The sequence below is a fragment of the Sulfitobacter sp. L-8 genome (assembly GCF_056859255.1).
In genome coordinates this window covers 26,200-51,756 of record NZ_JBSXOD010000032.1, presented here as the reverse complement: position 1 = coordinate 51,756, position 25,557 = coordinate 26,200, and the positions used below count along the sequence as shown (strand labels likewise).

Below are 25,557 nucleotides of genomic sequence, written 5' to 3'. Positions count from 1 at the left end.
CGGCACCCGGGCTTCCCTTTCTCTGGCTCTTTATTCGGCTTGGATGCTTTTTGTGTGAACTCTCGACACCAGTATAGGGTTTGAAATTTAGTTTGTCTCACGCCTTCCCAACAGCTCTGATTTGCGCACACAGTGCCTGTGAGGCTGAGAGCGCGCGGGCGGTTGTTACGGACATCTGCGGCAAGATCATCCATTCTAGCATCCATGCCGCACCAGAGCGTTCCTGTTCATGCACCAGTGCGTGATGCACCCCTGAAAGCTGGGTTGCGTTGAAACGCGCCAGGGTCACCAGAAGCTCTGCCAGAACCGGGTTCGATTTATGCGGCATGGCCGAGGAGCCGCCGCCTGCCGCCAGCGTGACTTCGTCGATGCCCTGTTGGGCCATCAAGGCCACGTCCTGTCCGATCTTTCCAAGGCTGCCGGTGATCAGCGACAGGCACCCGGCATAGGCCGCAACGCCAGTCCTGTCGGTGTGCCAGACCGGGCCGTCGTGTAGTCCGAGAGCCTTTGCGATCTGCGCGGCAATCTGTGGACCGGCCTCGCCGAAATCGCGCCGCGTTCCGACTGCGCCACCAAGTTGCAGCCGCTCAACTTGCGGCCGCAAACCCTCCAGGGCGGCGATATAGGTTGCCAGCGGCTGCCGCCAGGACGCAAGACGGTCCCCGGCGGTGATGGGCAGGGCGGCCTGCATACGGGTGCGGCCCATCAGGGCGTTTGTGCCTTGAGATTGTGTCAGTCCGGCAAGCGTTGCATCGAGGTCTTTCAGCCGGAGTTGCAAGATGTCAGTCAAGGCTTTCAACGTCAGGGAAAGAGCTGTGTCCATCACATCCTGCGAGGTGGCTCCGGTGTGAACGGCGGCACGATAATCGCCTGCCGCTGCACGCAGTTGTTTGACCAGGTTTGGGATTGGTAGGCCATCGGTGGCTGTCCCTTGAGCGAGACCTTGCAGGTCGATATCTGCGGTTTCGATGACAGTGGCCGCCGCCGCGCCGTACCCTGACGGAACCTGTCCGCTCTGCTCCAGCGCGCGTGCGAGTGCCGCTTCGAATGCGCGGAAATGACCCAATTGCGCCTCTGGCGACCAGAGGGCGGCAGCCTCGTCATCCCCAAAAAGCCCCCCCAGCCAGGGATGTTCGAACACCGAGATCATGTCAGGGCCGCCATATGAGTCTGGATGTCCCTGGCGATCCGTTCGGGCGCCTCGATGCAGGGCAGGTGGCCCACATTGTCGTAGCAGGTGAAGGCCGCCCCGGTGATAAGCTGCGACATTGACTGAACCAGATCGGGAGGGGTTGCTTGATCGTCGGCCCCCGCGACGCAGAGCGTCGAGCAAGTGAGGCGTTGCGTTGCCTCCCTGAGGTCCGCATTGCGGATCGCCCCACAAATCGCGCGATAGCCTGCCAGCGGCGTGCGCGCCAACATCATCCGGTAGCCGGCTGTTTCCTGCGGATGATTGCGGCGGAAGGTTGGTGAGAACCAGCGCTCGATGATGCCGTCAGCCATCGTCTCCAGGCCGGTTGTGTCCAGCGCGGCGATCCTCTCCTCCCAGCTCTCTGCCGTGCCGATCCGATGTGCGGTGTTGCAGAGCACCAATCCTGCGACAAGATCAGGCCGGGACGCGGCCAGCGCCTGTGCGATCATGCCACCCACGGACACGCCGCAGATCAGTGCGCCTGCAAGAGAATTTGCGTCCATCAGTGCCGCAAGATCGGATGCGAAATCTTCGATGGTTCGCGCGCCACCCTGAGACAGGCCATGCCCGGATTTGTCGTAAGCCAGAACGGTCCAGTCCGCAGGGAGGGCGGCAATCACGCGGTCCCAGATGCGCAAATCGGTGCCAAGCGAATTGACGAACACGATCGGCACGCGCGCAATGCCTGGGCGCAGGTTGAAATGGTGAACTCGGCCATTCACGCGCAGGAAGTCAGACATCAGACAAGCGTTGCTTCGGTGGCGGCGCGCAACTCGTCCTCGCTGACGCCATCGGCGCATTCCACGATGCGCAGGCTCCCTTCGACAACATCCAGCACGCCAAGATTGGTGATAATCCGGTCGACCACGCCCTTGCCTGTCAGGGGCAGGGTGCATTCTTTCAACACCTTGCTGTCCCCATGCTTGTTGGTGTGGTCCATCACCACGATCACGCGGCCCACGCCAGCCACAAGGTCCATGGCCCCGCCCATGCCTTTGACCAGCTTGCCGGGGATCATCCAGTTCGCCAGATCGCCGTTTTCGGCCACTTCCATGGCACCAAGGATTGCCGCCGCGATCTTGCCGCCGCGGATCATGCCAAAGCTGGTGGCGCTGTCGAAATAGGCGGTGCGGCTCAGTTCCGTGATCGTCTGCTTGCCGGCGTTAATCAGGTCCGCGTCCTCCTCGCCCTCGAAGGGGAAGGGGCCCATGCCCAGCATGCCGTTCTCGGATTGCAGGGTGATGTCCTTGTCGCCCACATAATTCGCCACCAGCGTCGGGATGCCAATGCCGAGGTTCACATACATGCCGTCCTCGAGTTCCTCTGCGGCGCGTGCCGCCATTTGGTTTCGGTCCCAGGGCATTATGCGGTCTCCTTCTGACGAACGGTGCGCTGTTCGATGCGTTTTTCATGCGCGCCCTGCACGATCCGGTGGACGTAGATGCCGGGCAGGTGGATGTGATCGGGGTCGAGGCTGCCGCGCGGCACGATCTCTTCCACCTCTGCGACGCAGATCTTGCCGCACATTGCGGCAGGCGGATTGAAATTGCGCGCCGTCTTTCGGAAGACGAGGTTGCCCGTGTCGTCGGCCTTCCACGCCTTGACGATGGACAGGTCCGCGAAGATGCCTTCCTCGAGGATGTAGTCCTCGCCGCCCCAGGGCTTCACTTCCTTGCCCTCGGCGATCACTGTGCCGACACCGGTCTTGGTGTAGAATCCCGGGATGCCGCAGCCGCCGGCGCGCATGCGCTCGGCTAGGGTGCCCTGCGGGTTGAACTCAAGCTCCAGCTCTCCGCTCAGGTACTGGCGCATGAATTCGGCGTTCTCGCCGACATAGGAAGAAATCATCTTCTTCACCTGTCGGGTCTGCAGCAGGATGCCAATCCCGAAATCGTCGACGCCTGCGTTGTTCGACGCGAAAGTCAGATTCTTGACCCCGCTCTCCTTGATCGCCTGCAACAGCAGCTCTGGAATGCCGCAAAGGCCAAAGCCTCCGGCGGCGATCAGCATATCGTCGCGCAAGAGACCGCTCAGGGCCTCTTTTGCCGTGTCATAAACTTTCTTCATGCGGCGACCTCCTTCAGTCCCAATATCCTTCTAGCCTGGGTCCATGTGGCCACCGGGCGTTCGTATGTCTCGCAGAGCTCGACCACCCGGCGCACCAACGCTGCGTTCGATGGTGCCAGCGTGTCGCGATCAAGCCGGACATTGTCCTCGAGCCCCGTGCGGGCATGACCGCCAGAGGACACGGCCCAGTCGTTCAGCGTCGATTGCCGGGCACCAATGCCTGCCGCGCACCAGGGCGTCGCTTCCCCAAAAAGCCGCTTGACGGTCTTGATGTAGAAATCGAACACGTCGCGGTCGACCGGCATCGCGTTTTTGACGCCCATGACGAATTGCACATAGGGGGTGTCCTTGATCCGCCCGTCAGCATGCATCTTTGCTGCTTGGAAGATGTGGCTGAGATCGAAGGCTTCGATCTCCGGCTTCACATCGTGTGCCTTCATCTCGGACGCGAGCCAGTCGACCAGATCGGGCGGGTTTTCGTAGACCCGAGTGGGGAAGTTGTTCGACCCTACCGACAGGGACGCCATATCAGGTGCTAGCGACAGCATGCCGCCGCGTGTGTGGCCTGCACCCGATCGACCGCCAGTGGAAAACTGGATGATCATGCCGGGGCAATGTTTTTCCAACCCTTCCTTCAGGCGCGCGAACTTCTCGGGGTCGGATGACGGCGTCTCATCATCGTTGCGCACATGGCCATGAACGATAGAGGCTCCGGCCTCGAAGGCTTCATGGGTGCTTTCGACTTGCTCGGCGACGGTTATAGGAACCGCCGGGTTGTTGGCCTTTGTCGGCAACGACCCGGTGATGGCGACACAGATGATGCAGGGATCAGACATCGAAGAACACCGTTTCGTTCTCGCCCTGAAGCTGGATGTCAAAGCGGTAGACGGGAAGACCGCTCGCCTCGCTGCGGTCCGCGATCAGGGTGGCACGGCGGTGCTTCCATTCGATCAGGTTCAGCACCGGGTCGGCGGCATTGGCTTGCGCCTCGTCACCGAAATACATCCGCGTGTTGAGGCCGATGTTGATCCCGCGCGCGACGATCCAGAGGTTCAGGTGCGGAGCCTGCATGCTTACATTTCGGCCTTTGGTCGTCCCGGGCTTTACCGTTTCGAACGACCATTCGCCGGTATCGAAATCGGAGATGACCCGACCCCAGCCGCGAAAGCCGTCTTCGACGTCGCCACCACCTTCGGGGTGGGCGTAGTGCCCATCGGCATTGGCCTGCCAGACTTCGAGCAGAACGTCCTTGATCGGTGCGCCCATGCCGTCGACAACGCGACCTTCCACGCGGATGCGTTCGCCCTTGGCGTTCGGTCCGGTGATGTCGTGACCCAACTCCTGGCGGTAGATGTCAAATCCTGCTGCACCTGGTGCCAAACCGATATGGACGTAGGGACCGGCAGTTTGGGAGGCGGATTCTTTCAGGTAGGCGAGTTCTTGAGGCATCAGTTTCCCTCCAGACGGTTTTCAAAGAGTGTCGAGCGACGGCCGCGCAGCACAATGTCGAATTTGTAGGCAATGCTGTCGAGCGGGATCGTCGCGTTCAGGTCGAGCTTGGCCGTGAGCTGTTCGATGGCATCCGGGTCCGGGATCGTCTGCACGATTGGGCAAATCGGGATCAGCGGATCACCCTCGAAATAGCATTGGGTGATCAGGCGCTGCACAAAGCCCGAACCGAAGACTGAAACGTGGATATGAGCCGGCCTCCAGTTGTTAACCATGTTGCGCCACGGATAGGCACCGGGCTTGACGGTGCGGAAAAAGAAATAGCCATTTTCATCCGTCAACGTGCGTCCGCAGCCGCCAAAGTTGGGGTCGATGGGTGCAAGATAGGTGTCCTTCTTGTGGCGATACCGCCCGCCCGCATTGGCCTGCCATATCTCGACCAGCGTGTTCGGTACTGGACAGGCATTCTCATTCAGAACACGACCGTGCAGAATAATCCGCTCGCCTATCGGGCTTTCGCCCGCCTTGGCATAGTTCGTCAGCAGATCGTTATCGCCTGCGTCGATGTCACTGTGGCCGAACCGCGGTCCGGTGATTTCCGACACGGAATTCTGCAGGGAAATCATTGAATAGCGCGGGCTGCGCGCGACGGACGTCTTGTAGTCCGGTGTGAAGGCCGGGGGCTGTATAGTCCGGTCGCGTTGGTAGAATTCTCCGGGCTGGGTCATGTGATCTCCTCCATTTCGGCATAGGTCGCTTTGGCAAGTTTGATGGCGTGGTTGGCATTCGGCACACCGGCATAGATGGCGACATGCATGAACGCCTGAATGACGTCCTCCTTGGTCGCACCGGTATTGGCGGTAGCCCGGATGTGCATCGGTATTTCCTCGAAGTTCCCGGTCGCCGCCAGTAGCGCCAGTGTCAGCATCGAGCGTTCGCGCCGCGTGATCGCGTCGTCGGCCCAGACCGTTCCCCAGGCCCCTACGGTAATCAGGGTTTGGAACGGCAGATCGAAAGGCGTCTTGGCGGCCTCGGCACGGTCGACATGGGCATCGCCAAGTACCGAGCGGCGGGTTCGCATGCCTCGATCATAACAGTCGTCCGACATGAAATGCTCCTATGCGTTATCTGTCGGGCCCAATTTAATCATGACTGATGGATTATAATATTGATATCTTTCGCCGAACTGATACCATTTCCGTTATGAATTGGGATACTCACCTCAGGCTACGACACGTGCGTTGTTTTCTTGAAATCGCGCGCGCCGAAAGCGTTTCGGTTGCGGCAGACCGGCTCAACATCACACAACCAGCTGTCTCGCGGAGCTTGAGGGAGTTGGAGGATATTCTGGGGGCGCAATTATTTGATCGCGCCGGACGGGGCTTGCGATTGAACGAAGCAGGACGGATGTTTCAAAGCCATGCAGCGGCCTCGATGACGGAACTCATGCGGGGGTATGATCGGCTGGCAAAGGAAGGGGGTGCGACGGTCCGGCTTTCGGTGGGAGCCTTGCCGACCGCGTCCACAGATCTGCTTCCCCGGGCGGCCCTTCGATTTCGCGAGGAATCTCCGAATGTCCGGCTCCACATCCTGACTGGGCCAAACTGGCTGCTATTCAACCAGCTGCGCGACGGAACACTCGATCTTGTCGTGGGACGAATGCCGGAAGGCGAAGCGTCATCAGGCGTGACATTCCAGCAGCTTTATATCGAAGATGTCGTGCTGGTTTGCCGCCCGGACCACCCAATCATTGCCGCGAGCAACCCCGAAGTGGAAATCAGACGATTCCCTCTTGTTCTTCCGCCCAAGGGTGCCGTGATTTTCAGTACAGTTGACCGATATCTGTCCAGCATCGGTTTGCCCGAGATGCGCGGTGATATTGAAACCGTCGCGCTGCCAGCAGGAAGAAAGATTGTCCAGTCCTCCAACATGCTCTGGTTCATTTCGCGTGGGGTAGTGGCAGAGGAAGTGAGGCTTGGAACACTGATTACTGTGGACCTTGCCTCGCCGCTCTTATCCGGGCCTGTGGGCATCAGCGTTTCGCGCTTCGCCCCGCTTAGCGTTGAACGGAATGTGCTCGCAGATTGCCTTAGAGCATCCACCGACGAGCTTGTCGCCCTCCAGATGCGCCCCGGATCGCAGCGTCTCTGTTGATGCTGTGGCTTCGCGACGACTTTGAGGAGTCAATTGTGTCCGCCATCCAAAGAGGACACAATCTATCACTCATAATGCGGTGCCGTTCAGTCAGATCGGACGCCTAAGAACTGCCTCGGAAACGCAAAGCGCGGTTGGGAAAAACAGTTTGCAGCAGTCCAACTTTAATCAGAGCTTCACGTCAGTATAGCAATCGCAAGAGAACCAACGTGATCGATGGGAACATGACCAAGATCGCTGTCCGAATCAAATCGGACATAATGAATGGGACGACACCCTTGAACGTTGACGAAAGTGGCGTCTCTTTCGCCATTGAGTTGATCACAAAAAGGTTCATACCTACCGGCGGCGTTATCAACCCCACTTCGACAACAATGAGGACTAAGATTCCGAACCACAGAGCAAATTCTTCGGAACCCAATCCATAATCGAGCGCTGTAACAATCGGGAAAAAGATCGGGATGGTAAGAAGGATCATGGACAAGGAATCCATGACGCACCCTAGTATCAGGTAAATACACAGAATCAGAACCAGCACTGCCCACGGGTTTAATCCCAACTCTACGACCCAGTTTGCGAGCTCTACAGGAACATGGCTCAGCGCCAGGAAGCCATTATAGATACTAGCGCCGAAAACAATGAAGAAAATCATGGCGGTGGCTGACGCAGTCGAGAGAATTGACTCAATAAGAGTCTTCCAAGTAAGCCCACCATTCACGAGTGCAAGTAGCCCTGTTCCGGCTGCTCCGACCGCTGCCCCCTCTGTCGGCGTAAACCAACCGGAATAGATACCCCCTACAACTGCAAGAAATATTACAAGAACCGGCCAAACATCCAAAAGAGAACGAAACCTTTCTTTGTAGGGCGCACGTGCACGCGAACCTGCTGAGTCCGGAAATATTCGTACATAGATCGAGATAGCGATAATATAGCCAACCGCTGCGAGTAGCCCCGGTACAAACGCCGCGACGAATAGTTTTGCAATATTCTGCTCAGTCAGGATGGCATAAATAACAAGGACAAACGACGGAGGGATGAGAATTCCTAGTGTTCCGCCTGCCGCCAACGTACCAGTGGCCAGCTTTCCAGAGTATCCATATCGGCGTAGCTCTGGCAGGGCCACTTGACTCATTGTGGCTGCCGTGGCCAAAGAAGATCCACAGATCGAACCAAAACCGGCACAAGCCCCGATAGCAGCCATCGCAACCCCGCCTTTCTTATGCCCCATCCAGGTTTCGGCCGCTTTGAATAGCGCTTGTGACATGCCGCCCAAAGTGGCGAACTGACCCATAAGCAAAAACAATGGCACAATCGATAGTGAATAACTGGAAAAAGTTGAGTACGTCTCATTTTTCATCTTGGACATGATGGGTAGCCAACTTCCGGTGACCAAGTATGATCCGACAAACCCAGCTATCAACATCGACAAGCCGATGGGAATACGTAGAAAAATCATGATCAGCAGGACAGGAAACGACCATATTCCGATTTCAAGGATACTCAATGAACCGCTCCTGAACCAAGGTTGATGTTAGTTTTTCCGGTCAGCAACTCGACAGCTCTGACTATCACGAGGTAAATCGCCACGACGCAGGCCACGACCAATGCGGAAAAGCAGGCCGCATAAGGCCACCACGTTGGCATTTCAAGGATAAAGGTGGTGTCGCCATACTGGAGCTTGCTGGCCATTCCGTCCCATAGTTTCCAGGTCATAACGAATATGGCCAAAGCCATAAGCGTCTCAGCAATAAGATTGATCCAACGATTTATCCTTGCTGACAGCATATTGGTGAACAGATCGACGGTTGCATGCCCTTGTTGGACCTGACACCACGGGAGAAAAGCACACACGGCAAAGCCGATACCGGCCTCGACAAGCTCAAAATCTCCTTTGATAGGACCCAGCCCGACGCCAATCAGCGAGCGCCCGATAATGGACGTACATGTCAAAACAGTAATACCGAGCAAAACAATACCACCCAGTATCGCCACTGTTTTCGCCAGTTGCTTAAAAAATTGACCTACCGTCATTTGCACCCCTCCCATCGGCGTGGTTTCGAATTTCAAGAACCGGCTCACGGAGAAGGTCCGGTCGATATCATATGCCAAACGGTTGTAATCAGGTGCGGCGACGCACCTGACTACAACGCAACAGCTTATTGCTATTATTGCGCAGCGGTATATTTCGCGATGAGTGCTTCCGCCTCGGCGATCAAGGCCTTCCCGTCATAGCCGCGTGCGTCCATATCCGCCGCCCACTTGTCATAGACAGGTTGTGCGGCGTTTCTCCAAATCGAGGTCTGCTCTTCATCAAGTACAATAATATTGTTTCCCATTCCGCGAGCAATTTCCCGGCTCGGCGCTGCATATTCTTCTTGAGTGACACCGGCCCAAGCGGAAAATTCAAACCCAGAGTTGTCATCGATCACTTTTTTCAGATCATCGGGCAGACTATCGTATGTCGCATTATTCATCGCGAATACAAAAGTTGCGGTATAAAGTGCGTTGCCAGTGAACTCTGTATGATTGTGTACAAGCTCAGGGACTTTCAAACTCAGCACGACCTCCCATGGCAGAGTTGCTGCATCAATGACGCCCTTAGATAGCGATTCTGGAACAGCCGGGACCGGCATTCCCACCGGCGTCGCACTCAACTCTTCAAGGAGCATGTTAACTGTCCGAGAAGCGCCACGAATCTTCATACCCTTCAGATCGTCTAGAGTTCTGATAGGTTTGGAAGAATGAAAAGACCCCGGTCCATGTGTCCAAACCCCCAAGACATGCATGTCTTTGAACTCTTCGTCCTTCATCTTGTTTTCGAACATTTCGTAGAAGGCGCGCGACCCGACTTCCGCATTTGGTAGAATAAAGGGTAATTCAAAAACCTCGGTGCGCGGGAAACGACCTGGGGTATAACCGATTACTGTCCAGATAATATCGACTGCGCCGTCTGTGACTTGTTCTATCAACTCAGGTGGTCTGCCTCCGAGTTGCATTGAGGGATAGCGTTCAATCTTGATCCGACCGCCAGAGTCCCGCTCCACGTTGTCAGCCCATACGTCCAGCACGTTTTTGGGCACGTGGGCCTGGGCAGGTAAAAACTGGTGCAATTTGAGGGTGAACTCTTGCGCTGAAGCGCCAGTAATTGTCGCCAACGTTCCAGCCACCCCCACAACAGCTGCAAGTACAGCCGACTTAAACGAAATTTTCATCATGGTTCCTCCCAGTTCAATTTTGCTCTTCGGCGACCGCCATTCGTGTCGACAACGCTCCGAGCGCTTCTTGTCATTGTTCGCTATACGAACATTGCATCTATATCGAACACTATTGATTCCGAGAACGGTTGTCAATGCAGTCAATCCGGCAGGGATGCGACTCAGTGATACGCTGAAAGTGAGGACATGCTCGGCATTGCTGTACGGCTCTGGAATGCTTGGTAGAAGTGACTTCTAATCTCATAATAAACTATTGATAAATATTAATTTATTATCCGATTCAGACTGCAGGTCTAGACTTCGATGCGGTAGAGTTAAGCATTCCGGCGTAGGCTCCCGGCTGCGATCTCAGATCCATCACGATCGAAAACCCTCAGCTTACAGCGCGCGTGTGCCCAACTGTACGCGACCGTAATCAGCGCGCCGCCATTGCGCGAGGGGCGTGTCAGTCGGTCATAGCCAGCATATCCGTCAAGCTGCAGAATGCAGTCGAATCCCTGCGATATCTGCTCGGCATGGACCTCGACGCGGCTTGGCTGCAAAGTAAAGATCCCGCCATGCGGGTTGTCGCCGCCTCGTTCCCTGTCATCACGCGCCAAGGCCCAGAAGTAGCCAGTCTTGGTCCGGCCACGGCCCGGGTCCAGAACAGGTGCCGTGGTCTGGACCATGAAGGGCGTTCCAGAAGACAAAAGATGCTCGGTTAGTCGATCAACCACAGGGCCGAGGTGGAAGGTTGCGGTGCCGTGCCCGAGTTGGATCGCGACCACGCCTTGAGCGATCAGGATCACCACCTCCTGCGCCGGCATCTCCGGCTTTGTCCTTTCTTTCGCGGCCTCACGGACGACGAGGGGTGCGAAGACCTGATCCTCACTCTCGGCAGCGGGCAGCATCAGCTTGCTCTGCTTGACCAGACACCGCCGTTTTGAAAGTGGGTTCGGATAGATGGCATACCGTTCAACCACGGAACTCTTGCTGGCGGTCGGCTCCAACGTGTCGGCCTCCGCACGAGCCTTGCCGGCATCGGTCCATCGCCAATGACCGAGCGCGTAAGGCTCGACGCCTAACGATCCGAGGCACGAATTTGTTGAACACATTGCGAAGTCCACTTCCCATCATGAGATGAGCATCACCTCGAAGTCGAAGCCATCAGCGGAAAGGTGAGATGGGAACATCGCCTACTTTGTCATAGAGATGACGGAGATGATGTGTTACTCCCCAAAAGCTTGGCATTCGGATTCTTGTTTTGCCTCAGGCTTTTGAGTAGTTGTTTGAAGCTCGAACTCTAATAGGTAGGCAAATCCCAATGACCGATGGTGAAAGCTCCCCGCAACCTGCATCTTCGAAAGATCGCGCCCCAGAAGGCATGGCTGGCCTGGCCAAGGGCTTGGCGATTATCGAGGCCTTCGGTTCAAGCCATGAACATCTTACGGTCGCAAGCGCAGCGGCCGTCGCTGGGATCTCACGCGCTAGTGCGCGACGATGTTTACTGACCCTTACGGATGCCGGATATCTATTTAGACAAGGATCAAAGTATAGACCAACTCCTCGAATGCTGCGACTCGGCGCTGCCTATTACGAGTCTGCATCATTACCTCAACTGGCAGAAACACATCTCGAAGCAGCACGTGACAAGTTGCATGAATCAATCTCGCTGGCAATTCTCGAGGACGGTTACGCTGTGTTTGTTGCCCGCGTCGAAGCGGAACGGATAATCTCTAGCCTCGCCAAATTGGGCGGTCGATTGCCAGCATACGCGTCTGCGACGGGTCGCGTACTGTTGGCAGCGCAATCTGTAAAAACGCTCAATGAGTACTTGGACACAACTAAGCTTCTCAAACTCACGCCCGCGACAATAATAGATAGAGAGCAACTTCGCGAACGCATTGAAAAGATAGGACACGATGGCTACGAAATTACTATCAACGAGTTGGAGGAAGGCATGGTTTCTGTGGCTGTGCCTGTAATGGACAACCATCAAAATACAGTGGCTGCAATGAGTATGAGTGCCTCCAGTGCCAGAATTTCCACAAATCGATTGCGGAAGGATTTCCTGCCAATTTTGCAAACTTATGCGAGCAAGCTTTCGCAATCACTCTGAGCAATCACTCCTGGAAATTCTGTTAGACGTCCTAAAACTTTCCAACCCATGGCAACGCAGCTGAGACATGAGTCGGATGTAGGACACAATCACACTGCCATTTTCTACCAACCCGAAATACTCGTATCCTATCCAACAGCAGAGAGGAGTTTTGGAATGGCGTTGTCAAGCAATTGCCTTTTTACGCTTTCTGTCAATTTGCCATCTTGCTGGAATGCACTCGCGCCGGTGCCAAGCCGGATGTGCTGAGAAATTACATTCGCTCCAAGAGTAACGAATAACTGTTGGAGAGCAGGATGCCCACGAACAGACCCGACTCCGCGCGAAGAAGCCCCGCAAATGGCAACAGGTTTGCTTTTGAACGCAGTGTCGTCCGGTCCACTTGTGAGCACTAACCATCCAATCAAATTTCGTAATATCGATGAATACGCGCCGGTGTATTCATCTGAACCTATGAAAAACCCATCATGTGCCCGCAGCAACTCGCGGAACTTGATCACTTGCTCCGGCACTTCGGATGTTGTCGCGCTCGCCCCATCAACGTTCGGCGCATCAAAATCTGCAAGATCAACGAGCGTAACTGAGATCCTACCAGGCTCGAATGATTGCCCGAGCTCCGCCGCTGATTGCGCCAGTTTAGAATTGACCGATTCTTTTCGGCTACTTCCTGCGAAAAACAATAGTTTGCTCATATCCGGTCTCCAACATTTCTGGATAAGTTAGACATCTTTGGCGTTTCAGAGCGCAAAGCGCACTTAGGTCCGCCCTAGAGCCGACCTTCCGGGTCGATCTGCCTCGCCCATCGCGTCTCCCGCCCCACCTCAACGAGGACTTGACACCAAAACATGCTCGTGTAAAGACTAAAAGTACGATATTCGAAACTTGTTCGATATACGAACTAAAGCATATAGGGAGACACACTGGTGGCAACTCTTGAAGAAACTGAGGCAAAACGACCAACGTGGTCCACTGAAGACGGGGCCTCGCGTGTTCCTTATTGGATTTTTCAGCGTCAAGATATTTTGGAAGCGGAGAATAGGAAGCTATTTCACGGCCCTGTGTGGAACTTCCTATGCTTAGAGGCCGAGCTCAGAGAGGCCGGAGACTTCGTGGCTGTTTCTGCCGGAGAAACTCCCGTCATCGTAACTCGCGATAAGGACGGAGAGTTGTATGCTTTCGAAAATCGCTGCGCGCATCGTGGTTCGTTGCTAGCCTTGGAAGATCGAGGAAACGTTAAAGACTTCACATGCGTCTATCACGCATGGACACACAGTCTTCAGGGCGATTTGATCGGGGTTGCCTTCAAGGATGGAATCAAGGGCTGCGGTGGCATCGCCGATGATTTCAAAATGGAGAACCAGGGGCCTCGCAAAATGCGGGTGTCAGTTCTGCATGGGCTGGTTTTCGGAAGTTTCGACGAAAATGTTGATGACATCGAAGACTATCTCGGTGAAGCCGTCCTAGAGCGTATCGAGCGTGTTCTAGGTGGACGGAAACCGGTTGTCTTGGGGCGTTTCACCCAGATCCTTCCGAACAACTGGAAGCTTTACGTCGAAAACACTAAAGACAGTTACCATGCGAGCATCCTTCATACCTTCTTCACGACGTTCGAGCTTAATCGTCTGTCGCAAAAGGGTGGGATTATCGTCAATGATACAGGTGGATGTCATGTCAGCTATTCGTGTGTGGATCACGGCGAGACGCTGGATGATGATCAGAAGAATGCCTATAAAGACGAGAATATTCGATCAGATTCCGATCTCAGTCTGACTGATATGTCGCTCTTGGCGAGCTTCAAGGAATACGACGACGATATTACTTTGCAAATCTTGTCCGTATTTCCGAACTTCGTTTTGCAACAGATCCAAAACTCGATTGCGGTACGAACGGTTCTGCCCAAGGGCACGGACAGTATGCATCTGAAATGGACCTATATCGGGTTCGAGGACGACACACCGGAACAACGCAAAATGCGCCTGAAGCTGTCCAACCTGATCGGACCGGGCGGGTATGTTTCGATGGAAGATGGGTGCATCGGGAACTTCGTTCAACGCGGAACAAAGGGAGCACCTGACGAGCGCGCCGTTCTCGCGATGGGCGGACATTCAATCGAGACAGGAACAGATCGCATTACCGAGGCCGCCATTCGTGGGTTCTGGACCGAATATCGTGGGAGGATGGGCCTGTGAACGACTACAAGAAAATAGCAGAGCTGACAAACCTCATCGGGATGGTTCAGGCACGGTATGTCTACGCGATTGACGACGGTGATTTCTATGATTGGCCAACGTTCTTTGTCGATGACTGCTTTTATCAGATCACGTCTGCTGACAACTTTGCCCAGGGTCTTGAGGCCGGTTTGATGTGGCTGGACAGCAAGGCGATGCTGCATGACCGCATTTTGTCGCTGCTGGAGGCAAATGTTTACGAACGGCATTCGTACCGGCACATTCTCGGACAACCTCATATTTCGAGCATTGAGGATGGCGAGGTGGAATCCGAAACCTCGTTCATGGTGGCAAGAATTACCCGTGAGGGCCCGACCGACCTGTTTGCCACGGGGCGCTATGTTGATCGGTACAAAGTCACAGAAAGCGATGCGAAGATCATGAAGCGCATTGTCGTTCTTGACAGCAGCTATATCGATACACTTCTCGGGTTTCCACTGTGACAAGCGCAAATACCAAGCCGGTGCTGGTCACCATTGGTGATCCCAATGGTATTGGTCCGGAAATTGCGGTCAAAGCAGCGGCGGCATTGCATGCAGATCCTCGTTATCGGCCTGTTTTGCTTGGGGACGACTATATCGTTGCTCCCCTCGCAGACGCCCTCGGATTTGGCGTGCAAACCGATCGTTCAAAGTGGGGTAGCACGGCTAAAACGATCGATCTGTTTGTCAAAAATGCAATGCCTCCTGCGAATTACGCACCCGGGACCGTTGATGCCGCTGCCGGGCGGGCCACCGTTTCCTATGTCGAAGCGGCCTTGGCGTTGCTTGCCGACGGAGCCGGTCGAGGAGTTGTCGGGTGCCCCCATTCCGAAACGGCAGTAAATGCCTCTGGGCGTGTCTTTTCAGGCTATCCGAATTTGCTGTCGGAATTGTTGAGAACCGGGCCCGACAGCGTCTTCTTGATGTTGGTTGGCGGAGGGCTCCGCGTTGTACACGTTACGCTCCACGAAGGGATCAACGGCGCGTTAAAGCGGTTAACCTCGGAACTGATTGAGAAGGCCGCGCTTGCCGCTGATTCCGCCCTGCGCGATTTGGGAGTGGCGAAACCGCGGATCGGAGTGTTTGGGATCAATCCTCATGCAGGCGAAAACGGCCTGTTCGGCGACGAGGACAACCGTATCGTCGCCCCAGCGATCCAAAAACTGCGGGAGCAAGGCGTCGATGCACACGGCCCCGAAGGCGCCGACACAATGCTGGCCCGTGACGGTTTCGATGCATATGTCGCGATGTATCACGATCAAGGACATATTCCCGTCAAGTTGCTGGCGGGGAGAAAAGCGTCGGCACTGTCGATCGGGGCTGACACCCTATTTTCCAGCGTTGGGCACGGCGCGGCCTTTGATATTGCGGGCAAAAACTGCGCAGACCCTGAGGCTGTCATTCGAGCAGTAGAACTAGTTGGAGGGGCAAAATGACCTATCAAATCTCTGTCACAGGCGAAGACATCATTTTTGAATGCACCGAGGATGAAACCGTTTTGGATGCGGCCGAACGTGCCGGCTTCGCGATCCCTTATTCTTGCCGAAAAGGCGTCTGTTCATCATGCGAAGGTGGTATTACATCCGGCGAGGCTGCCGTTCGAGGGCAGGGTACCTGCGTCGGGCCTGCCGAAGGTGTGTTTTTGTGCCAGGCAAGACCTCGCTCGGATCTTGAAATCGCCCCGAAAAGTATCAAGAAAGTTGAACCCGTTTCTCGCAAGACATTCGAGGCCAAAGTTCGAAAAATTGAGCAACCCGCCTCTGACGTGTCTGTCATTGGCTTGAGGTTCCCAATTGGCAACCGATCCGTCTTTCAGGCTGGTCAATACCTAAGTGTGCTAATGCCCGACGGCGATAGCAGAAACTACTCGATGGCCAATCCACCCCATCAGAACGATGGTATTGAATTGCACATTCGCCACGTTCCCGGCGGGAAGTTTTCTCAAACGGTTCTTGCCAACCTTGAAAAGGGGGCTGTTCTTTCCGTCGAGCTTCCTTTTGGCAATTTCACCTTGAATGAAGACACAGATAAGCCCGCGATCCTGATCGCAACGGGAACGGGATTTGCCCCGATCAAATCGATCGTCGAACACCAAATCAAGCAGGGTGGCTCGCGTCCAATGCATCTCTATTGGGGTGCGAACACCGAAGCCGATATCTACCTGCGCTCTCTTCCAGACAAGTGGGCCGAAAAGCACGAGTGGTTTACGTTTACGCCCGTTCTTTCGAATCCTCCCGACACATGGAATGGTCGTACCGGCTTCGTACATAAGGCGGTCCAATCGGACCATCCGGATATGTCCAGCCTAGAGGTCTATGCTTGTGGTGCCCCAATGATGATTGACGCCGCAAAAAAGGATTTCTGCGCCGACTCCAAGCTCGATAAGGCGGCCTTCTACAGCGATGCGTTTGTGCCCTCGGGCGAACCAACAGACGATATGCCTGCATAGGCAAAAACCACAGGGACAAGCATCACAACTGACAAATTCGTCAAGGCTAAATTCCAAGGGAGGAGTATGCCGTGAAATTTCAACAGCAACCTGAGAGCAGATCTCACTCATATCCAGTACCGGTTGAAGGTGTTACTTCGCTCGACTTTGACCCCTACGCATCAGAGGTGCTTAGGGATCCATATCCGCATTACGAAATGATGCGCGAGGCGGGGCCAATCGTCTGGCTGGAAAAATACGGGGTTTATGCGGTGACGCGGTACGATAGTGTACGCAACGTGTTGACCGATCCGGAAACATATTGCTCCAGTGCCGGCGTCGGCCTTACCAATTTTCACACCGAAGAACCTTGGCGGCAACCAAGTATCATTCTGGAAGTTGATCCGCCCGAGCATACCAAGACCAGAGCCGTCTTCACGCGTATTCTTTCACCCCGCGCATTGAAAAAACTGACTTCCACATTCGAAGCTCAGGCGGAGCTGATGGTTGATCGGATGATTGAAAAGGGTGTTTGCGACGGCGTTAAGGACTTGGCAGACGCGTTCCCGATCAAAGTTTTTGGAGACGCGGTTGGTGTGCCAAAGGACGGACGGGAGCATCTTCTGCCCTATGGCGATATGGTCTTCAACGCGTTTGGCCCCGCCAATGATCGTTTCAAAGAATGCCTCGCAAATCTGGGGCCTGCGACGGAATGGATTACCAATGCTTGCCAACGCGAAAACCTGACTTCGGACGGATTTGGCGCAGAGCTTTATGCTGCAGCTGATGCGGGCGATATTTCGCATGAAGATGCGGGAATGCTCGTGCGCACAACTCTCTCGGCCGGATTGGACACGACAATTTTCACAATGGGGAACGCGCTCGTCAATCTGGGCCGCAACCCAGACCAATGGGCCGTGTTGCGCGATGACCCGAAAAGAGCGCGTGCGACAATTGAAGAAGTTCTGCGCTATGACAGCACCTTCCACTCTTTCTATCGCACGACCACAAAGGAAACCGAACTGGAAGGCGTTCCTTTGGCAAGGGAACAAAAGGTACTGGTTTTTGTTGCCTCAGCAAATCGCGATCCGCGTCATTGGGCGGATCCCGACCGCTTTGACGTATTGCGCAAAGCCACGGGCAACATGGGCTTCGGAGCAGGGATTCATGGCTGTGCTGGTCAAATGATTGCGCGGATGGAAGGCGAAATCGCTTTGCGAACTTTGGCATCCAAAGTCGAATCAATTGAACTGTTGGGGGAACCGATTCTGCATTTCAATAACACCGTACGCGGATATACCAGCATGCCAATGCGCGTGACGGCCAAAAAACACTAAGGGAGGGCGACATGCCTACGATCACCTATGAACTCGCCGACGGGACCAGAACGGATATCAAAGTGGATGTCGGAGCAAATGTAATGCGCACCGCCATTGACGCCGATATTCCCGGCATTGTGGCCGAATGCGGCGGAGCAGCGATGTGCGCAACATGCCATGTGTATCTTGAAAAGGATTCAGCCTCGGCATTCACCACGATAAGCGACGTCGAGGAAGAAATGCTGGAGTGCGTTGCGGAAGATCGCCAGCCGGAAAGCCGGCTGAGCTGCCAACTCTATGTACCTGAAGGGATAGAGCAGATCATTGTTCGGTTACCTGAAACCCAAGGCTGAATGTTCTGCATTCCCGGTGAGAAAGAATTGGAAGACCCCATGAACACTAAGAAAAAAGTGGCGATTGTAACTGGTGGCGCAAGCGGTATTGGGTTTGCGTTCACGCGAAGCCTTGCTGACGTAGGATACGCCGTTGTCATCGCAGATATGGCCGGAGCGGATGATGCTGCCAATGGACTTAAAAGCGAAGGCTTTGATGTGATCGGCGTTAAAACCGATGTCACTAACGTAGACGACACAAACGCGATGGTTGCTGCGGCGGTCGACAATTTTGGCGGCCTGGATTTGTTGGTGAACAATGCGGGTATTTTCACCTCGCTGAAGCTAAAGCCATTTGACCAAATTGAACCCGCTGAATGGATGAAAGTGATGGAGGTCAATACGCTCGGCCCGTTTCTTTGTGCCAAAGCGGCGCTTCCAGAACTGCGTAAGAGTACGGCCGGCAGGATCGTGAATATCGCGTCAACGTCGCAACTTAAAGGTGCTCCGTTCATGCTGCACTACACGTCTAGCAAGGGAGCTGTTGTGTCGTTTACCCGCGCCTTGGCGCGTGAATTGGGCAAAGACAACATTACGGTGAATGCCATTGCGCCTGGATTTACGCTCAGCGACGGAGTGCTTGCAACTGGCATGGAAGAAGTCATGGGCGACGTGGTCAGGAAGTCCAGCCGCTCCATCCCGCGCGATCAGGTACCGGGTGATCTGACTGGCGCGCTGCTCTTTCTTGCCAGTAATGGCGCGGCATTCATTACCGGACAGACCGTCGCCGTAGATGGCGGGAGCTACTTCCTGTGACCCGGTCGTATGCTTCACTGTCCATGTATATTGATGGCCATTTCATAGGGGCCGATGATCGGGATGGAGAGCCGGTTTATAACCCGGCCAACGGACAAGTTGTCGGCCAGTTGCCCCATGCAACGCCCGACGATCTGGATGCAGCCATTGCTGCGGCGGATCGTGCGTTCCAAACGTGGCGCTGGACGTCACCCTTAGAACGCAGCCGTATTCTGCGCAGCGTTGCGGGTATGATCCGAGAACGGGTCGAGGATATCGCCTATAGCCTCACAATGGATCAGGGCAAGCCGCTGACCGAAGCCAAAATGGAAGTCATGGGGGCCGCGGATCATGCAGAGTGGCACGCAGAGGAATGTCGCCGCATCTACGGGCGCGTCATCCCGCCGCGTAATCCAAGCGTCCGCCAGACTGTCATTCGCCAGCCTGTTGGCGTTTGTGCATCATTCTCGCCTTGGAATTATCCACTCAATCAGGCGCTTCGCAAAATCTGCGCTGCTTTGGGATCGGGATGTACAATTATCCTCAAGGCCTCCGAGGACGCACCAAGCGCCGTCGTTGCGCTGGCGCAAATGTTTCATGACGCGGGCTTGCCAGCGGGGTGCCTCAATGTCGTTTGGGGCGTGCCTGCTCAGATATCGGAGCATCTCATCAAGTCACCTAACGTGCGCAAAATCTCATTTACCGGGTCAATCCCCGTTGGAAAACATCTAGCGGCAATGGCTGGCGCGCATATGAAGCGCGTCACAATGGAACTGGGTGGGCATTCTCCGGTTCTGGTGTTCGATGATGCCGATATTGACAAGGCAGCTACCCTTTTGGCCGGTTATAAGGGGTTGAACGCAGGTCAAGTGTGTATGTCGCCAAGTCGGTTCTATGTCCATGAAAGCGTGGCCGAAGAGTTTGGAGAAAAATTTTCCAAAGCCTTTGGAGCGCGCGTAGTCGGAGACGGCATGGACAGTGCCACGACAATGGGCCCGCTAGCCCATAACCGACGTGTGAGCGCGATGACCGAGTTTGTTTCCGACGCTACCGCCAAAGGTGCAAGTATATTGACCGGCGGTAAGGCCATGTCCGGCCCAGGAAACTTCTTTCCGCCGACCGTGTTGATGAATACGCCTGACACGGCAAATATCATGCGCGAAGAACCGTTTGGACCGGTCGCTCCTATCACAACCTTCAGTGATGTGGATGAAGTGCTTTCCCGAGCAAACGCGTTGCCGTTCGGGCTTGCATCCTATGTCTTCACCCAATCGCTCCGGACCTCGCACTATGTAACCACAAGGCTCGAAGCGGGCATGGTGAACGTCAACCACTTTGGCATCGCATTGCCAGAGACACCTTTGGGAGGCATCAAGGATAGCGGTATGGGCAGCGAGGGCGGCAGCGAGACCTTTGACGCCTATCTTGCCACCAAATTTGTCTCCGAGGCGACAGCATAGGAAACTGACATGAAAAAGAAGATACTCATTGTCGGTGCGGGGCAGGCCGCGTGCTCTCTTGCGGGAAAGTACAGACAGCAGGATAGCGAGGCTGCGATTACCATAGTGGGCGAAGAACGTTATCTTCCCTATCAGCGCCCACCGTTGTCAAAAAAATATGTAACCGGGGAGATGAGTGTCGAGAGTTTGTTCCTTCGCCCCGAGGCTTGGTATCAAAAGAACGATATCTCCCTTCTCTCGGGCCATCGCGTCGTGCGTATTGATAGAAAATCCAAGCAGGTCGAACTCGATGACGGGCGCGTTCTGGACTATGACAAGCTGGCCCTGACAACGGGCACGCGTCCCAGAGCCTTGCCAAGCGAGATGGGCGGGGAGCTCAAAGGTGTCTATGTGGTTCGTGGCATCGACGATGCGAACGCTTTTGCAACCGAAGTTGCTTCGGGACGGCGTGCCTTGGTGATCGGCGGCGGCTATATCGGGCTGGAAGCAGCCGCAGTGCTGAGCAAGCAAGGTCTTCAGGTGCGGGTCGTCGAGATTGCCGACCGCATCTTGCAACGCGTTGCCTGCGCCGAAACATCAAACTACTTTCGACAGCTCCACCACGAAAACGGTGTGCAGATTGACGAAGGTCTTGGCGTAAAGCGTCTCGTCGGTGACAATGGCAGCGTGGTGGGCGCTGAGTTTTCTGACGGCAGCGCTATGGAGGTTGATTTCGTGATTGTTGGCGTCGGTGTCGTGGCCAATGACGACCTAGCCCGAGATGCCGGCCTGAACGTGGATCAAGGAATCCTTGTCAATTCCTTCGGACAGACGAACGATAAAGACATTTACGCCGCTGGTGACTGCACACGGTTCGAATATCTGGGCCAGATGGTGCGGCTAGAATCCGTTCAGAACGCGGTAGATCAGGCCGAGTCTACGGCGGCGAATATGGCAGGGTTTGAAACTCCATATACTCCATACCCATGGTTTTGGTCGGATCAATTCAATGTAAAACTTCAAATTGCAGGGTTAAATCAAAGCTATACGGACACCGTAACGCGTATCGGAGCAAAACCCGGCAGCCTGTCTGTGTGGTATTTCGCAAACGAGCGGTTGGTTTCGGTCGATGCGATGAATGATCCTCGGACATTCATGACCGCAAAGAAAATGTTTTCGTCAAATCAATTGGCGAGCATTGAGCAGATCAGGGATCCTGACTTTGACCCAAGGTCCGTCTTGGGCGCATAACCAAGGCGATCCTTAGGCAAATCGTCTTGTGGGAAGGTGAAGCACCATATGAAGTCGGCTCTTGTTTCGGAAGTACGGATTGGAACACCGGTCCCATTCGGGCCAAACAACGCGTGCAGTGCTATCACTAAGAAAGCGGTTCTCGGAAAGGTTTGGCTGTCCCCCCTTGGGATAGAAGGCGACGTGCAGGCCGATCAAGAAAAACATGGCGGGCTTGACAAGGCGCTGCATCAATACTGCTCTGGTCATTATGAACACTGGAAACGGGTTTTGCCAGGGACCGAGGATCTTAGCCCTGGTACGTTCGGAGAGAATATCGTTGCATACGGCTACGATGAGACCAACGTATGCCTCGGTGATTCCTTTCAGATTGGCGAGGCGGTTGTGCAGGTGTCACAACCACGACAACCTTGTTGGAAGCTTAACGTCCAGATCAGTCAGCCCGGGTTTGCGAAACTTGTTCAGTCATCCGGTTTGACCGGCTGGTATTATAGAGTCTTGCAAACTGGGTGGGTGGCAGCAGGAGATGCGATTACTCTCATCGAGAGGCCAAACCGGGAATGGACTTTGCAAAGGGTTCATAAGACACTCTACCACGCTCCATTGAATTTTGATCTTACTAGTGATCTGGGCACAGTGAGAGAGCTTTCCGTTTCTTGGAAGAATTTGATTAAGTCCAGACTGAAGAATCGAGCCGTTGAAAGTTGGTCCTCTCGCCTCCGAGATTAGTGCTTAAACGCGGAGATCTAATCAGCAAACCAAACCGTAACTGCAAGAACTGCAAGAACTGCAAGAATAAATGAGGTGTGGCCATGATGGGGCAAGAGCAAAACGATCTACTCACGCAAACAGGGCCCGGCTCCTCCGCCGGGGGCGTGTTCCGACATTACTGGCAACCTGCCGCACTAAGCGAAGAATTGAAGGGTCCGCGCCCTTTGGTGCCAGTGCGTTTACTCGGCGAAGATCTGGTGCTTTTCCGCGATAACACAGGAACGCTGGGCTTGGTTGCGCGCGCCTGTCCCCATCGCGGCGCCGACCTTTGCTATGGCCGACTCGAAGATGACGGGCTTCGCTGCCCATTTCATGGCTGGCATTTTGATCGCAGTGGGCAATGCGTCGAACAACCGGGAGAGCCGGAAGGCTCGACAACGCACGAACGCATCCGTATCAACTCATACCCTGTGGTAGAACGAAATGGCATCATTTTCGCTTATATGGGGTCTGGTGAGCCGCCGGAATTTCCAAAATTTGACTGCTTTCGCGCACCCGAAACTCATGTGTTTGCGTTCAAGGGCCTATGGCAATGCAATTGGTTGCAGGCGTTGGAAGTCGGAATCGACCCCGCGCACGCATCCTTTCTGCATCGCTTCCTAGAGGACGAAGACCCGCAAGACAGCTATGGAAAGCAATTTCGTGATAAGGCCGCCGACACGGGCATTCCAATGACGAAGCTTTTGCGCGATTATCCGCGCCCTGAGATCACGGTTGAAGAAACCGAGTATGGCATGCGCCTTATTGCATTACGCAGTTTGGACAATGGCCAGACACACGTGCGTGTCACCAATCAAATTTTCCCTTGCGCAATCCACATCCCCATGAGCCGAGAAATGGTCATTACGCAGTGGCACGTCCCAATCGACGATGAAAATTGTTATTGGTATTCAATGTTTACCAGCTTCAAGAACCCGGTAGACAAAGAGTTGATGCGCGCCCAGAGACTGAAAGAGCATCGACTTCCAGATTATGCTCCCCTTCGGAACAAGAGCAACAACTATGGCTACGATCCCGAAGAGCAGGCGGTCAAAACCTTTACTGGTATGGGCCTTGATATCAATGTGCACGATCAGTGGGCCGTAGAGAGTCCGGGCCCGATATTTAACCGCCGGAACGAGCATTTGGGGAAAACTGATGTCGGCATCATCAAGTATCGCCGAATGCTACGCGACGCGATTGAAAACCTAGCAGCAGGGAACGCCGCAGCTTTGCCAATGAGCAGCGGTTCCGATGTTCGCTCGATTCTCGGACCGGTTTCAATCGACGCTATTGGCCCGTGGGATGCGTGGCGCGAAACTTTAGAAATCAGCGATACGGCACGGCGCCAAGCCTGTATCGATTGGGACGCCAAGGTTTGAGCATGGATCTCGTCAATAGCGTTCTGGAGCAGGTCAAAAAGAGCGGTACTGAAACCATCCGCGTCCTGTTCGCCGATCAACATGGCATTCTGCGTGGCAAGACAATCGTCGCAAGCGCTTTGGCCTCAGTTTTTTCAAATGGAATGAACGTACCATCAAGTTTGTTGTTGAAAGATACCTCGAACCGCACGGTTTTTCCAGTTTGGTCCGCTGCCGATAGCCCAATGTCTGGCGTAGGCGACGTGACGTTGTTTCCTGATCCATCGACTTTCCGGATATTGCCATGGTCACCCCATTCCGCATGGATTCTGTGCGACACACGTATGCGGAATGGTGACCCTATTCCATTCGTGTCCCGTGATCTGTTGAAATCTGCGGTCTCAAAATTAGAGGCTCAGGGATTAAAGATGCTTGTAGGTCTTGAGGTGGAGTTTCATATTTTCGAGATCTTGGATCCCGGCCCTGATCACAAGACCACAGCCATGCCCGGCACCGCTCCCTTGACCCGGAATTTGTCACAGGGCTATCAATTTCTGTCCGAAACTCGCTACGGCGAGGTCGAGACGGTATTGGACGATCTCCGCCGAGTATGTCAGCAAATGGGCTTGCCGATACGCACGACCGAGATCGAAATGGGGCCTAGCCAGTTCGAATTCACTTTTGATCCTGACGCACCCTTGATCCATGCCGACAATATGGTGATGCTGCGGACCCTCGTTAAAGAGGTTTGTGCGCGGCGCGGGCTTCACGCCACGTTCATGTGCCGCCCGCGCGTCAAAGACGGCGCTGCAAGCGGCTGGCATCTTCACCAATCTGTGCTGAATGCACAGACCGGCGAAAACATGATGATTCCTCGCAAGGATGGTGGGCTTAGCAAGACCGCTAGCGGGTGGATCGCGGGTTTGCTTGCCCATGCGGCAGAGAGCTGCATTCTGACCACACCGACCGTAAATGGGTACAAGCGTTATCGCCCAGGCCAATTAGCGCCTGATCGGATCCAATGGGGCTATGACAATCGTGGTTCAATGATCCGCGCCGTTATGGCCTTTGGCGATATCGCAAGCCGAGTAGAAAACAGAGTGGCAGAAACTGCGGCAAACCCTTACTATTTCTTCGCCTCACAGATAATTTCAGGTTTGGCAGGCATAACTCAGAAATTTGCGGCACCACCCGCAGTTGAAACCCCATATGAAACAGACGCAATTAAGCTGCCAACAGACTTACTGGAAGCAATTCAATCATTCGAAAAATCTCATTTATATCGAAATGAATTAGGTGATACATTTGTCAATTATTTGTCCAAGATCAAGCGCGCTGAATGGGAGCGGTATTTGGCACATATCTCGGAATGGGAACAAGCAGAGTATTTTGACATATTTTGAATGCATATGATCATCAGTAGTGAATGAAGCTTTGATTAGCATAACTTCGATTATGCGATTTTTGGATCGCCCAAATTTCCCTGTAGAATTCGTCC

General features: G+C 54.5%; 26 protein-coding genes and 1 pseudogene. 14 read left to right on the top strand and 13 right to left on the bottom strand.

Annotated elements, in window-relative coordinates; all coding sequences use genetic code 11:
* Positions 1-97: 97 nt before the first annotated feature.
* The 8 genes from AC13DE_RS03345 to pcaC are packed head-to-tail and all read right to left on the bottom strand — an operon-like array spanning position 98 to position 5,816.
* Positions 98-1,150, bottom strand: coding sequence for a 3-carboxy-cis,cis-muconate cycloisomerase (locus AC13DE_RS03345; RefSeq protein WP_483047068.1), 1,053 nt, complete (start codon positions 1,148-1,150; stop codon positions 98-100).
* On the bottom strand, positions 1,147-1,932 hold the full coding sequence (gene pcaD / locus AC13DE_RS03340) for a 3-oxoadipate enol-lactonase (protein WP_483047067.1): 786 nt from the start codon (positions 1,930-1,932) through the stop codon (positions 1,147-1,149). Before pcaD ends, AC13DE_RS03345 begins: the two co-directional genes overlap by 4 nt.
* A complete protein-coding gene (locus AC13DE_RS03335) occupies positions 1,932-2,555 on the bottom strand; it encodes a 3-oxoacid CoA-transferase subunit B (protein WP_483047066.1) in 624 nt (207 codons plus the stop codon). Before AC13DE_RS03335 ends, pcaD begins: the two co-directional genes overlap by 1 nt.
* On the bottom strand, positions 2,555-3,259 hold the full coding sequence (locus AC13DE_RS03330) for a CoA transferase subunit A (protein ID WP_483047065.1): 705 nt from the start codon (positions 3,257-3,259) through the stop codon (positions 2,555-2,557). The genes AC13DE_RS03335 and AC13DE_RS03330 overlap by 1 nt, the downstream gene beginning before the upstream one ends.
* Entirely contained in the window at positions 3,256-4,095 is an 840-nt protein-coding gene (locus tag AC13DE_RS03325; protein ID WP_483047064.1) for a 3-oxoadipate:acetyl-CoA acetyltransferase, read from the bottom strand. The genes AC13DE_RS03330 and AC13DE_RS03325 overlap by 4 nt, the downstream gene beginning before the upstream one ends.
* Positions 4,088-4,708 (bottom strand): protocatechuate 3,4-dioxygenase subunit alpha, encoded by a 621-nt coding sequence (gene pcaG, locus AC13DE_RS03320; RefSeq protein WP_483047063.1) that lies wholly within the window; start codon positions 4,706-4,708, stop codon positions 4,088-4,090. Before pcaG ends, AC13DE_RS03325 begins: the two co-directional genes overlap by 8 nt.
* Positions 4,708-5,436, bottom strand: a complete 729-nt coding sequence (pcaH, locus tag AC13DE_RS03315; protein ID WP_483047062.1) for a protocatechuate 3,4-dioxygenase subunit beta — start codon at positions 5,434-5,436, stop codon at positions 4,708-4,710. The genes pcaG and pcaH overlap by 1 nt, the downstream gene beginning before the upstream one ends.
* Positions 5,433-5,816 (bottom strand): 4-carboxymuconolactone decarboxylase, encoded by a 384-nt coding sequence (gene pcaC, locus AC13DE_RS03310; protein ID WP_483047061.1) that lies wholly within the window; start codon positions 5,814-5,816, stop codon positions 5,433-5,435. Before pcaC ends, pcaH begins: the two co-directional genes overlap by 4 nt.
* A 128-nt stretch (positions 5,817-5,944) precedes the next feature.
* On the opposite strand from pcaC, the gene AC13DE_RS03305 reads away from it, so the two are divergent.
* Positions 5,945-6,862: a LysR substrate-binding domain-containing protein gene (locus tag AC13DE_RS03305; protein WP_483047060.1), complete on the top strand. Its 918-nt coding sequence runs from the start codon at positions 5,945-5,947 to the stop codon at positions 6,860-6,862.
* A 181-nt stretch (positions 6,863-7,043) separates the two neighbouring features.
* On the opposite strand, the gene AC13DE_RS03300 is transcribed toward AC13DE_RS03305, so the two are convergent.
* From AC13DE_RS03300 to AC13DE_RS03285, 4 genes and pseudogenes are all read right to left on the bottom strand, one after another.
* Positions 7,044-8,366 (bottom strand): TRAP transporter large permease, encoded by a 1,323-nt coding sequence (locus AC13DE_RS03300; protein WP_483047059.1) that lies wholly within the window; start codon positions 8,364-8,366, stop codon positions 7,044-7,046.
* Positions 8,363-8,929, bottom strand: coding sequence for a TRAP transporter small permease (locus AC13DE_RS03295; protein WP_483047058.1), 567 nt, complete (start codon positions 8,927-8,929; stop codon positions 8,363-8,365). The genes AC13DE_RS03300 and AC13DE_RS03295 overlap by 4 nt, the downstream gene beginning before the upstream one ends.
* A 98-nt stretch (positions 8,930-9,027) precedes the next feature.
* Entirely contained in the window at positions 9,028-10,077 is a 1,050-nt protein-coding gene (locus tag AC13DE_RS03290; protein ID WP_483047057.1) for a TRAP transporter substrate-binding protein, read from the bottom strand.
* A gap of 317 nt (positions 10,078-10,394) precedes the next feature.
* Positions 10,395-10,820, bottom strand: a pseudogene (locus AC13DE_RS03285) (IS66 family transposase); the annotation flags it as partial.
* Positions 10,821-11,380: 560 nt separating this feature from the next.
* Between AC13DE_RS03285 and AC13DE_RS03280 the strand changes: the two are divergent.
* Positions 11,381-12,175, top strand: a complete 795-nt coding sequence (locus AC13DE_RS03280) for an IclR family transcriptional regulator domain-containing protein (protein ID WP_483047056.1) — start codon at positions 11,381-11,383, stop codon at positions 12,173-12,175.
* A 128-nt stretch (positions 12,176-12,303) separates the two neighbouring features.
* Here the strand turns inward: AC13DE_RS03280 and AC13DE_RS03275 are convergent, their stop codons facing one another.
* Positions 12,304-12,867, bottom strand: a complete 564-nt coding sequence (locus tag AC13DE_RS03275) for an NADPH-dependent FMN reductase (RefSeq protein WP_483047055.1) — start codon at positions 12,865-12,867, stop codon at positions 12,304-12,306.
* Positions 12,868-13,098: 231 nt separating this feature from the next.
* On the opposite strand from AC13DE_RS03275, the gene AC13DE_RS03270 reads away from it, so the two are divergent.
* The 12 genes from AC13DE_RS03270 (at position 13,099) to AC13DE_RS03215 (ending at position 25,462) form a co-directional block, all read left to right on the top strand.
* Positions 13,099-14,364, top strand: coding sequence for an aromatic ring-hydroxylating oxygenase subunit alpha (locus AC13DE_RS03270; protein WP_483047054.1), 1,266 nt, complete (start codon positions 13,099-13,101; stop codon positions 14,362-14,364).
* Positions 14,361-14,846, top strand: a complete 486-nt coding sequence (locus AC13DE_RS03265; protein WP_483047053.1) for an aromatic-ring-hydroxylating dioxygenase subunit beta — start codon at positions 14,361-14,363, stop codon at positions 14,844-14,846. Before AC13DE_RS03270 ends, AC13DE_RS03265 begins: the two co-directional genes overlap by 4 nt.
* Entirely contained in the window at positions 14,843-15,820 is a 978-nt protein-coding gene (locus tag AC13DE_RS03260; protein ID WP_483047052.1) for a PdxA family dehydrogenase, read from the top strand. The genes AC13DE_RS03265 and AC13DE_RS03260 overlap by 4 nt, the downstream gene beginning before the upstream one ends.
* Positions 15,817-16,833 carry a 2Fe-2S iron-sulfur cluster-binding protein gene (locus AC13DE_RS03255; RefSeq protein WP_483047051.1) on the top strand — a complete coding sequence of 339 codons (1,017 nt, stop codon included), beginning with the start codon at positions 15,817-15,819 and terminating at the stop codon, positions 16,831-16,833. Before AC13DE_RS03260 ends, AC13DE_RS03255 begins: the two co-directional genes overlap by 4 nt.
* 71 nt (positions 16,834-16,904) lie before the next feature.
* Positions 16,905-18,149: a cytochrome P450 gene (locus tag AC13DE_RS03250; protein ID WP_483047050.1), complete on the top strand. Its 1,245-nt coding sequence runs from the start codon at positions 16,905-16,907 to the stop codon at positions 18,147-18,149.
* An 11-nt stretch (positions 18,150-18,160) separates the two neighbouring features.
* Entirely contained in the window at positions 18,161-18,484 is a 324-nt protein-coding gene (locus tag AC13DE_RS03245) for a 2Fe-2S iron-sulfur cluster-binding protein (RefSeq protein WP_483047049.1), read from the top strand.
* A gap of 39 nt (positions 18,485-18,523) precedes the next feature.
* A complete protein-coding gene (locus AC13DE_RS03240) occupies positions 18,524-19,279 on the top strand; it encodes an SDR family NAD(P)-dependent oxidoreductase (protein ID WP_483047048.1) in 756 nt (251 codons plus the stop codon).
* Entirely contained in the window at positions 19,276-20,718 is a 1,443-nt protein-coding gene (locus tag AC13DE_RS03235; RefSeq protein WP_483047047.1) for an NAD-dependent succinate-semialdehyde dehydrogenase, read from the top strand. Before AC13DE_RS03240 ends, AC13DE_RS03235 begins: the two co-directional genes overlap by 4 nt.
* Positions 20,719-20,727: 9 nt before the next feature.
* Positions 20,728-21,948, top strand: coding sequence for an NAD(P)/FAD-dependent oxidoreductase (locus AC13DE_RS03230; RefSeq protein WP_483047046.1), 1,221 nt, complete (start codon positions 20,728-20,730; stop codon positions 21,946-21,948).
* 48 nt (positions 21,949-21,996) lie between these two features.
* Entirely contained in the window at positions 21,997-22,677 is a 681-nt protein-coding gene (locus AC13DE_RS03225; RefSeq protein WP_483047045.1) for an MOSC domain-containing protein, read from the top strand.
* A gap of 83 nt (positions 22,678-22,760) precedes the next feature.
* Positions 22,761-24,080 carry a Rieske 2Fe-2S domain-containing protein gene (locus AC13DE_RS03220; protein WP_483047044.1) on the top strand — a complete coding sequence of 440 codons (1,320 nt, stop codon included), beginning with the start codon at positions 22,761-22,763 and terminating at the stop codon, positions 24,078-24,080.
* Positions 24,081-24,082: 2 nt separating this feature from the next.
* Positions 24,083-25,462, top strand: coding sequence for a glutamine synthetase family protein (locus AC13DE_RS03215; protein ID WP_483047043.1), 1,380 nt, complete (start codon positions 24,083-24,085; stop codon positions 25,460-25,462).
* Positions 25,463-25,557: the final 95 nt, after the last annotated feature.